We start from the raw sequence: 10,905 nt of genomic DNA on the forward strand, positions 1-10,905 counted from the left end.
CTTCAGATTATGACCAGACGGCTTTCGCTGGACGCTTACAGAGAGTTTGACGGAGATTATCGTCATTTTTCTGATATAGCGAACAGGCGACGGGCAAGTGTGTAATTGCCATATGCCGTAGGTTGTCCCATATGGGCGCCGGAAGGTAGTAGGTTTTAAGCGCTGGCGCGAATTGTGCTGTGAAGCCTTGTTTGAAAAAAACGTTTCGGCATTCTTCCCGGTCCGGTTGCAGGAAGAATGCCGCCGTGAGATTACTGGTAATCGAGGGTAAAGGTTGCGGTGGTATCAACGCTGCCGGGCGTTACCGTTTCGGATAGTTGGTAAAGTTGAGCCGTAAATTTGTAATCCCGTGATAACGGCTTTGATGAGGTGAGCTTTCCGAGCGGCGTAACCTGGTTTGGCATGATAGTTTTGCCGCCATACAACAACTGAACGCCGACGCCGCTGGCTGAACCTTTATTGGCAAAAGCGTTAAGTTTTGTTCCTGTCGCATCGCCGCTGAACGTCAGAGTCGGCGTCAACCCTGATGATAACCCCGTAGTGGCGGCGCAGGTCATACTGATTGTAAATGGCGTAGCGTTCATTACCGAATCAACGCCTTTCATTCTTTGCGTGAACGCGCTACCCAGTTTAACCTGTGAATCATAGCTGTTTACTGTACAGGTCGGTACCGTTACCGTGAAGCCTGATACCGTAATATCCATAATATCCAGACCATCTGACGTAGATACATTTAGCAGCAGTCCGCCGTTAACCGCTCCCCCTTTTAACAATTTTCCGCTCACTATTTGATGAATAATGATGTATGCGCCCGTTTCGGTTCCTGTTGTGAGGAAAAAGGGCGAAATATTGCCGCTGGCCGGTATGGCGCGGGTATAGTTGGCGCCGTTTTTCGGGTAGGCCCAGACGGAAGTCGTCTGAGCCTGAGCATTAAGCAAAACCCCGGAAACATTCGTTCTGACATAGTTGCCCATCGGCGTAAACCCGGAGTTGCCAATTATCAGGCTTTCACCGGCAGTACAGTTAACTGCGGTGGTCTGGCCATTGGGGATCCCCATTGCCGAGGCGATAGCTGAATTCGCTATCGTAAAGCTGGCTGATACATAGGTGCTTATTGCCGGCGTGCGAATCAGGTTGGGCAAATTTACTTTTAGCGATGCCTTATGCGCATTGTTCACGAATTTGCAGGCGGCATACGCGTTCATATTAAACGTGACGCATATGAAAATTAGTCCCCACCTTATATATTGCCGCCATGTGGCCTGTAATATGTGTTTCATATTCATTATTTGCATTCTGAATTCCCGATGTGGATCCCATTTCTTTTCGTCAGCCGGGCGATATCAATCGCGATGCTGCATTTGCGTCCGTTCTCAACCGTTGCCGTCAGGATGGATTTATCCTGCACGCCTGCCAGATAGAGCTGCCCGGATTCATTTACCATCCCCGAAACATCGGCTGCGCTCACTACGCTTCCCATCGGTAGCGGGATGCCGCGCCGGGAAAGCGTAAGAAATACCCGATACCCGATGTGCGTTTTAAAATCGGCCAGCACAAGCGCTTCCCGTGCCGGTATTTTTGTCTGTCGCGGGCGCGTGATATCGGTATCGTCGGCAAGTGTGGCCGTATCCAGGTCGATATCATTTTTCCGGTAAGGCATAAGCGAGGGAATCACCGCATATCCCATAAAGTTTGTCGATAATCCGGAGGTGTTTCTTATCATCACGCCGCTGGCGCCGGGCGCGCGCACAAGCGCATATCCGCTTCCTTCCGGCAGTTGCCTTGTCAGGGTGATACCATAAGGGTGAGCAAGAATAGCGCCCCGCACTCCCCAACTAAAATTCTCGGTTTCGCCGGAGTACGTGGAGTAGTTCAGATTTACCGCACCGGCGCTGCCTTTATATGCGCCTGCAATTGCGGAACTGTTCGTGATGTGGTTGCCGTCTGTGCGATTTCTGGCCTGAGAAACTGACCAGGACAGGTTATTATTCTCAAGCGCCGTGCCGGATAAGGTCGTTGTCAGGCTGTCATGGCCGTTATCGCCGCGGGCCCAACTGCTGTTCAGGTTGAGCGATGAGGAGCGGCTGCCCGGCAGCCAGCGACCCAGCGGAATGCGGAAACTGAGCGTGGTAACGTTGTCCGTTTTTCCCGTACGCCAGACTTTACTCTGGCTTTGATTAAGGGTTATCGAAAAAGCATCGAAAGCTTTAGTCCAGCTTCCTGTCAGGGAGCGCCTTCGTGAAGAAGAACCGCTTTTGTAGTCGGCCTGATAGGCGGAGACGGACAGCATGCCGAGATCACCCAGAGGCTGGCTCAGAGTAAGCTGCATCCTGCGTTTCATCGTCCGCTGTCTGGCCTGCTCCTTGCTGTAATAGCCATTGCTTGCTTCGTCAAAGGTATGGTATTCCCCTGCGTTATAGCGGTATCCGGCCAGCGTCATGGATGTTTGGGTATAATCAAAATATTTACTGTACTTAAATTGCAATGACTGTCCCTGTTGCCGCTTTGTATCGCTAAACGATGCTGCTGCAACAGTACTGTCAACGGAGAACGCCCCAAAACTGCCAAGCGACTGGCCTGCTCCCAGGCGTAGTGCATGATAGTGGCTGGCTGCAATAGCTCCTGCGTACACTGATGTGCTGTCAAGCAGCCCATAAATCAGCTCTGCCTGGGTAAAAGGCTGTGCAATCCCGGTATCGTTGTTGCTGTAGGAAGCCGTATCGTATTTTCCCGCGCTCAGGGAGTATTTTATAGCTCCTTTACGTACGGAAACCGGTGGCGAGGCATAGGCCTGTGTAAATACGCGGGTTGTGCCATCGGCTTCATGAACGGCAATTTCCAGCTCGCCGGATGAGGTGGTGGGATACATATCCCTGATAATGAATTCACCGGGTGGGACGGTAGTTTGATACATCAAATTGCCGTTCTGGCGGACTTCAACTGTGGCGCTGGATAATGCGATGCCGTGAATCTCCGGCGCGTAACCCTGAAGGCTGTCCGGCAGCATAGGATCCTGCGAGGCAATACTCAGCCCCCGAAAGCCAAAATTTTCCATCGTCAGCCCGGGCGTGGAGGACTGTCCTGCCACAACCATTGCCCGTAGCGCGGGGAGATCTTTTTCAATCCAGGTCTGAAGGCTATTCCAGCGGCTTTTCCCGGCGTTTTCTTTGCTGTAATAGCTGTAGTTACGCAGTCTCCAGCCCGCGATATTCACTCCGCTTCTCAGATTTAAATATAAAGCGTTCGCATCTTCTTCATTGATTGTTGATTTATTATGGATTCTTGCGCCAGACAGGCTGTAATCCATAAACGCCATCGTCAGGCCATTATCCCATTCTGATGGGGGGATGTCGCCTTGCGCCGGATTATTCATCGCATACTGCGGAATGCTAAGGTTAAGAGTACGGTTTTTAAAGTTAAAAGTGGCTACAGCGCCTGGCAGTATATCGCTAATTTCCTCGACAGGTGCGTCAGGCGGCAAGGGAGAAACGTGAACGCGTATACCCCAGTTGGCTAACTGTGCTGGCGTAAGCACTGGGTTGAGTTTTTTTTTATGGTTTTTAAAGAAAATAGGGTGCCTGCCGCGATCGCTCTCGTTTACAAGTACAAGTACGTTATATTCCCCTTCTACCTGTTCATCTATAGTTTGAAGGGCCGCCAGATTCAGATTTTTACGTTGCTCGTCACTCAGATGAAGTGCATTAATGTCAAAGTACATTTCATCATTTGCCAGCGCCGGAAAAGAATAGCAGCAGCTTACAACGACAATGAAAGATAAATTCCCTTTTGTCACTTTCATCAGCGGCCTCTTATAAATTGACCTGACGCGTTTCTGTTAAACCGCCAAAATCATTAATCGTAGCAAAGCTGATTTTTGCGTGTTGCGGTACATTGTTTAGCGGTACCATCAGTTCTGCAAAAGGCATAATAACGCCCGGTCTGTTGACATGCTGCGTATCAACGGTCAGGTTAACAAGCGTTACAGCGTAAGGCGTCGGATTTTTTATTTTCACTGCGTGGCGGGTAAGTGACACATCCAGTTGATTGATCGCTTTTTCGGCGCCCTGTGAATTCAACGTCGCAGGCCTGTAAATTAATTTAATAATATTCTGGGTTGCGATAATCATCCGCTCCGGATTTGCTTCTTTTTTTACTGCCGGAACGGCCCTGACATTAAGCAAGAACACGCTCTCCCGATCGCTGGGCAGGGTATTGCCGATATCAACTACCCTGACGCTGGCTTCATCATTTCTACCGATTTTAAACAGCGGAGGCGTAGTGATGAAGGGTATGCTGCCGGTAGTTTTATCCATATTACTTACCCAGCTTTGTATTAAAAAAGGCCCTGCGTCACCGGTTGTAATAACAGGTATGCTTGCCTCCTTTTTTCCGGCGGAATAAATAAGACGTGTCGCGCCAAGAGTAATACCTTCTGCGAAAGCAGAAAACGACACCGCTGTCAAAAGCAAACTTATTATTAATTTTATCATGCTGGATTACTCACAAAACAGGGGGAAGCCCCCCTGTGTTTAACTATTATGAATTGACGTAATTGATAGTAAAGGTTACGTCTGTATCAATTGAACCGGTATAATTAGTCGCGCCTTTATAATCCACCAGATAGGCATTAAATTTTGCATCTGCTGAACTTACGGAGGTTGACGTCAGTGTATTTAAGCCTGTGTTTGCCGCTGCAGTGCCTGATGTATAGTACGTACCCGGCGCGCCAGCATCTTCGATTCGGATCCCAAGGCCCACAATTCCTGATTCATAAAGTTCGGTATAGCCGGTTGTGGATACTGGCGTGCCTTCAAACGTGATGGTTGGCGCAGATGACACAGCGCAATCGGTCAGCGCAATGGTAAACGGCGTTGAGACAGTATGCTTGCCTGCCGTGCCGAATGTTTTCGAGCTGACAGTACCAAAATCCACTACGCCACGCGTAGATGCGCTGCCGCTTACGCTGTTAACAGAACAGGCTGAGGATGAGATGGTCGCAATAAAGTTAATTGTACCATCCTGGGCCGACGCCAAATTTGAGAAGGCCAATGCCGATACTAAACCTGAAAAAAAGAACGTTTTTTTTAAATTAGACATGATTATTCCTTTATTAATCCGCTGAAATGTATGATATTAATGATTGTCTTTTTTATTTAATAATTAACCTGTGTGTTCACTTCCGTGTAAAATATACCTCCTTTGTTGATTAAGTCCGTTACAGACCGAATAACATATCAAATTACGCGATCGCGTGTGCCAGTAAACTATGGCAGAATAGTTATTATGCGCGATCGGTTAATAGTAGCGGTGTAAGGTGAGTAAGTACCATTTCCCCGGTTAAGAGAACAGGTAAGAAGGAATATATCTGTGTCTGGTGCCATCATTATGAGAGCATGCGGCATCTATATCCTTTAGCATAATCACCGTAATCCATTACAGCACTGGTTTTATTTGGTTAATGTTTCATCTCCTGTATTAAATGGACATATGAAGTTTTATGTGAAAATAAACTGGCAACACAGAAGGTTTTTATGCCATAGCGATAAAATCACAGTGTAAATGTGAAGAAATTTTATTCTTTTGTCTATAAAATAAACTGTCTCTACAATGCTTTGTCAAAAATAAAGGTTTAACTCCATTACGCCTTCTTCTGTTGATAAGTTAATTCTTACATGAAAATTCCTAAGTTACAAACATGTTATAATCAATTACAGAGAGTCTCTGCGATAGTTAAAACTTATCAACAGAGTAGTGAAATATGATTTTGGAGTAATATGCTGCATATTTATAATTTTTTGGATGATTAATTGATATCATGGCTTCTTTTGCTGATTGTGTGTGATGATATTTTTATTATTTTTAGATATGAAAGTAAGTAAGCGGAAAATTTATTTTGACCGGTAACACAAGCAGTACGCTTAAACACCGGTTAAGGCATAGATGTAACTGTTAAGCAAACAGGCATGGAACAGCCGGCCTGAGGTGGGATTAACCTGAACTGTCCCGAAAGCCAGGGGCACAGACAGCCTCCTAATCACCTCCCGCCCTGCGCTCCAGTAACTCGCTGCGCGCCGGAACTGGCGGCAATCAGCGGGCTGCCGGCTATTACTGCCCTGCGGTCTGACGCGAGATAAGCAACCTGTGGGGCTGGAAAACCTGGTGATGGGCCAGCATGAGTTTTTCCTGCTGGCCCTGGGATGTGAAAATGTTTTTCAGGGGGTATTAGTCTGCTCGTTTCCAGGTTGTCACGCAGCATTTTCCTGGTGTGTTACGCCTGGTAACGCTCAGCAGGCTGGCAACTGCGTTGCTCTGCCGTTCGGTTGTTATTGCGTGTTTATCAGCCAACTTAAGGCGTTCCCTTATTTAACGAAAGAATGGGGCTTCGATCGCTTTTTGCACAAATAAATAACAATATTCTTAAGCTTCCCTGACGCAAAAGGAGAAGCGCAATGCGAGTGCTGAATGAAAAGGAATTAAAAAGGGTAAGTGGGGCTGGGGCTTTTGACGCTGCTTTCAATAAAGCATCAGATATTTACAGCAGGGTTGTACTGCCTTTTAAGTTTGGAGAATGGATTGGCCATACTATCTCTAAACTTGCTGGTTAAACAAACGCTTATTCATAAGGAAATACCATGAGAGAGTTAAACGTTGAAGAGCTGGAAATGGTGTGTGGGGCCGGGGTTATCGTATGGCTGATTGTCGCCGGGATGATTAAAGGCGCTCTGTTTGACCCTGCATATTCAGTCGAGTAGCAGCTCTATATTGTAACGATACAGGTTAACCCCGTATTGGCGCTGTTGGCGCCCGGTCATGCATGGGTAAGCAAGGCGGGCATAAAATTTTGTTAATTACGGTTGGTTTAAAAAAAATCAACAGTTTAAATTCTATGCCTGCTTATAATGCCGCTATTCTGATTAACTGCTCTGATTGCTCTTTTTGTGCACGAGCGCGCAGAGTAAAAAAGCAAGGCCGAAAAAAACAGCCTGCTATTTGCACCGTATCGTATGTTTTAAGCCATGAATGACCGCACCCCCTGCCGCTGATGCCGCCCCGATAACCATAAAACTGAAAAAAAGCTAAGCAGGCCAGTCGTTACCATAAGCATAATTAGCCTGGTTTTAGTGACTTTACTCACAGGTTGATTCCATTTAAAAAAACATCATGCCATAACAGAGGTCGGGCAATGAGCTGAGCGTCCGAACGCAGAAAGGCATTGTGTGGAAAATTTAAAAGGCCCCGATTAACACGGGGCAAGAAGAGCATAAGCCGCGATGACGATTACGGTTTTTTCTTACCTGCACCGAGTTCAGCGCCGGTAAGCGGATCTACATCCGGATCGGACTTGGTTCGTTGCGCCATTGCTTTAAGCAGTGCTTCCTGTTCTGGCGGGAGGGTCACTTTCGCGCTGCCATCACCACCATCAACAGCCGGCTGCGGGTTCTTTATATATTCAAAATGCTTATCGCTGTTCCAGCTACCCCGCACTTGCGCTCCCTCAGACATGTTGTAGTACTTGTTCGTATATTCCTGAACCGGTGGCAGTTTTCCGGGGGGGAAATTATTTTTGATGGAGTGAAGCGCTTTCTCAAATGAAAGCAAATGCGCCGCTTCACGCGTCATCAGAAAAGCCAGCGCATCCTTTACGCCAGGGTCGTCAGTGACGTTTATCAAACGCTCATAGATAATTTTCGCACGGGCTTCTGCTGCGATATTGGAACGGAGATCCGCCGTAGCTTCACCAATAGTGTCAATATAGGCGGCGGTCCATGGTACGCCAGCGGAATTTGTCAGCGATGGTCCGCCGCCATAAAGCAGCGAAGTAACGTGGCTATCATTTCCATTGGCAGTCAGGGAGCGGTAGAGCTCTGCTTCATTCTCAGTGCCTTCAGCCAGTTCCCCTTTTGCTCCTTTGTTCAACATCCCCACCAGTGTGCCGATAATTTCCAGATGACTGAGTTCCTCGGTGGCGATATCCAGCAGCATATCTTTACGTCCAGGATCGTCATCGCCCAGCCCTTGTGTAAAGTAACGGCAGGCGGCGGCAAGCTCGCCCTGCGGCCCGCCAAATTGTTCAAGTAGTAAATTAGCAAGGCCCGGATTCGGCTCAGCGACGCGTACGGTGTACTGTAATTGTTTAACGTGTCGGAACATAAGATCCCCTCATGTGTATTTTTTAGCTTCAACGTAGGATATATCTGAACGCAGCGGAAATTTCTCTGTGGCGTCAGATACAGGATGAATTAACCAGTCGGCGCGCTTCGCGCTCGTCTGTCACAATGGTTTCAATAATGGGTACAGAAGCCGCAACGCCGCTTTTCTGGCAGCCGGCGGTTAAGGCGGTAAACAGGCGTTTTCAAATTGCTCAAAAACATAACCGCCGGGGGCCAGGAAATTCTATATATATTACGTTTTGGTGTTGTATTTTATTCGGTCGGTGTTTGATATATAAGTTACACAATATGCACACCTTTAATATGTGTTTAGAAATTAAATTTAGCCGGTATTTAGTATATGTCAATGATGCTTTTTAACTGTAAGGAGTTAATCTGTAATTTTAACAATAAAACCTTGCGATTTCTGTCCGGATGGTAATAGGTTAAACTTGTATCTAAAACATAAAGTTAACTAAAAATTAGAACGATTCCATTTTTTGCGCTGTGTCGTAACGGATAATTCAGACACTTCCAAAACGATAACAATATAAAAGTTCATAATCAGCCGACGGTATTTGAACGCTCGAACCGTTCCGATACTTACAGTTATAAATTATTTCAAAATAATGAAAAATATCGCTGTGGTTTTTTCTCGCGTTCCGTATATCTTTTTCATTATCCGTTCACGCTTCAGGCACTGGAAGCGTTTTCCGCAACCGTATTGTCATGATAGTAACCGTGGGGGTTATGCTGCCTCCAAACATATGTTTTCAGGAGCGAGTGCCGCTCATGGTTGACGTATTGATTACCCTGTATGCCCTTGCGGAAGACAAGATGTTACCTGAGTACCGTTGATTAGCCGGATTTGTTTACGTAGCAGTGTATAAACTTCATATGAGGTATTACATTTAAGGCAATCAGCGCTTCTGTTTTTGAGCCATCTTCGGTTATCCGTTTTGCTACATATGCTTGTTTTCTTGTGCCTGTGCGTAGTGGAATCATTGGCGAATGTGTGGGGCGCTATTGGCTGCACGCTTAACACCACGGTTAAGTTTGTGCCGATTTGTCCGGCGCAGGGTTGATCCACATAGAGCCGCTAAGCCAGACTCAAAGAACAGGACTTTTCGCACTGTTAGTGACAGTAAGTGGAGCAGGAATTATCATGCGGATGATTGTCTCCGGGATGATTAACGGGTCTTTTTCGGCTAATGGTACGGGGTGATTTATCGGCAGGGGAACAGAGAAAATCCGCCCGCCTGTTTAAGTCGCCCTGGCAGGGGGCGCTGCGGCTATCGTATCAATACAAAATGCTGTTGCTCCCGATAATGCCACAGATGAAGAAAAAGCGCTGCCGATCGCGTGGAAAACATACTGCGTAACGGTGAATCGTCTGGATGTTAACAAACAACAGTGATCCGAAATACCCTGGATAATGAAAGGCGCTGGTTTAAATTAGCGCCAATACAAATGCTGTCTGGATTGTTACTTTGTTTTAATTTTTTGTATTAAATAACCTATGTAACTGGCAATAGATGAAATATACTTTCCCTGCAGTCTTTCATGCCGTGATTTCTTCTTATATTGTTTTGGTGTTCTGGCCGGTAGGAGCGGTGCGTTTAATAAAGGGGATGCCTTCCATGCATCGATGAAATACTGTGCGGATGGATAATTTGCCCACGTGTTCCAGGGTTTAGTTACCCCAATATAGTGGATGAGAATTGTATCGGCTGTTATGTATTCTTTATACCGTGTTATATCCTTGCTTTTTAACTCTTGCTTTATGCCGTATATCGCATTGTATATGCGTGGCAAAAATATAACCTTACCGAGAAAAAGAATATTCAATACATCCTGGTCGAAGAAAGGCAAGCTCTGATTCTTATCCAAAAGGATATCAAATGCAGATTTGAAAAAGTTATTTTTATTCCATTCTCTTAAGTTTGCAAAAATTACGCCAGCGTTAAAATAATCCGGCTTTTCTTTAAGATTTCTGGATGGGCTATCATCAATATCCCGTACTACTGCTGCGGCGTAGCCGTCAAGTTTAAGTTGATTTAAATCAGCAAGCGATCCCTTACATATAACATCTGCGTCTATGTACAGGATTGAATCCACACTTCCAGACAGATACTCAAATGCGATGAAGCGAAAATACGTTGCATAGGACCAGGCGTTGCCGCAGGGAAGTATTTTTAACGCCGATGCATCCATAAAATAAATAGTTATATTTGCAGCATATTTCACCGCCAGCGCATTAATTTTTTGCTGGTAGTCATCATCAATATAATCGGTAAATAGATGAAGATGGAGTTTCATCTTCCGGTTATGAAGGAGTGTGGAAGTCATGGATATTACTGCACCGAACAAAAAATTCCTGTCCACTCCCCAGGCTATATTCAATTCAGGCTCAATCCCTTCCGGATCGCCAGAAAATTCAATAACTTGCTTTATGGCATTATTGCAATCAAAGTCCATATAAATAACCTCTTAAAAAATCAAAGCTTCTCTCTGTTCGTGGTGCTTTAGTAGCCACTACGTGGACCCGGCGACTGTCATTTCCGCCAACAGATGCACAGCATTCCATTCATTAAAGCTGCCAGCAAATAGCTGGAGAGATATTCCGCCTGAGCACGACTGCATTTACTGACGGCGTATGGTCCCGATGGCGGGAAGCCAACGAGCAAATTGTTCCGCTATGAAAAAGCCCGCATTAGCGCTGAGGGATCCCCACAAACTCAGCGCTAATAAACCA

8 protein-coding genes are annotated in these 10,905 nt (G+C 46.2%); 2 read left to right on the top strand and 6 right to left on the bottom strand.

What is annotated here, in order from left to right; all coding sequences use genetic code 11:
* Positions 1-251: 251 nt before the first annotated feature.
* The 4 genes from JJB97_RS18660 to JJB97_RS16835 form a co-directional block, all read right to left on the bottom strand.
* Positions 252-1,178 carry a fimbrial protein gene (locus JJB97_RS18660; protein WP_238715227.1) on the bottom strand — a complete coding sequence of 309 codons (927 nt, stop codon included), beginning with the start codon at positions 1,176-1,178 and terminating at the stop codon, positions 252-254.
* A gap of 107 nt (positions 1,179-1,285) precedes the next feature.
* The gene (locus JJB97_RS16825) at positions 1,286-3,799 is read right to left on the bottom strand and encodes a fimbria/pilus outer membrane usher protein (RefSeq protein ID WP_238715229.1); all 2,514 of its coding nucleotides are present in this window, start codon (positions 3,797-3,799) and stop codon (positions 1,286-1,288) included.
* Positions 3,800-3,809: 10 nt separating this feature from the next.
* Positions 3,810-4,490 carry a fimbrial biogenesis chaperone gene (locus JJB97_RS16830; protein ID WP_238715231.1) on the bottom strand — a complete coding sequence of 227 codons (681 nt, stop codon included), beginning with the start codon at positions 4,488-4,490 and terminating at the stop codon, positions 3,810-3,812.
* Between the two features lie 46 nt (positions 4,491-4,536).
* A complete protein-coding gene (locus tag JJB97_RS16835; RefSeq protein WP_238715233.1) occupies positions 4,537-5,097 on the bottom strand; it encodes a fimbrial protein in 561 nt (186 codons plus the stop codon).
* 1,352 nt (positions 5,098-6,449) lie between these two features.
* Here JJB97_RS16835 and JJB97_RS16840 point away from each other — a divergent pair.
* Positions 6,450-6,605: a hypothetical protein gene (locus JJB97_RS16840; protein WP_238715235.1), complete on the top strand. Its 156-nt coding sequence runs from the start codon at positions 6,450-6,452 to the stop codon at positions 6,603-6,605.
* 673 nt (positions 6,606-7,278) lie between these two features.
* Here JJB97_RS16840 and JJB97_RS16845 read toward each other — a convergent pair.
* Complete coding sequence (locus tag JJB97_RS16845; RefSeq protein ID WP_238715237.1) at positions 7,279-8,151, bottom strand: manganese catalase family protein; 873 nt, start codon at positions 8,149-8,151, stop codon at positions 7,279-7,281.
* A gap of 1,293 nt (positions 8,152-9,444) precedes the next feature.
* Here JJB97_RS16845 and JJB97_RS18820 point away from each other — a divergent pair.
* A complete protein-coding gene (locus JJB97_RS18820; protein WP_399198732.1) occupies positions 9,445-9,567 on the top strand; it encodes a tail fiber assembly protein in 123 nt (40 codons plus the stop codon).
* A gap of 68 nt (positions 9,568-9,635) precedes the next feature.
* Here the strand turns inward: JJB97_RS18820 and JJB97_RS16855 are convergent, their stop codons facing one another.
* Positions 9,636-10,628, bottom strand: a complete 993-nt coding sequence (locus JJB97_RS16855) for a glycosyltransferase family 8 protein (protein WP_238715239.1) — start codon at positions 10,626-10,628, stop codon at positions 9,636-9,638.
* Between the last annotated feature and the right edge of the window lie 277 nt (positions 10,629-10,905).

Origin of the sequence: Tenebrionibacter intestinalis, assembly GCF_016632365.1 — a bacterium.
Classification (GTDB): Bacteria; Pseudomonadota; Gammaproteobacteria; order Enterobacterales; family Enterobacteriaceae; genus Tenebrionibacter; species Tenebrionibacter intestinalis.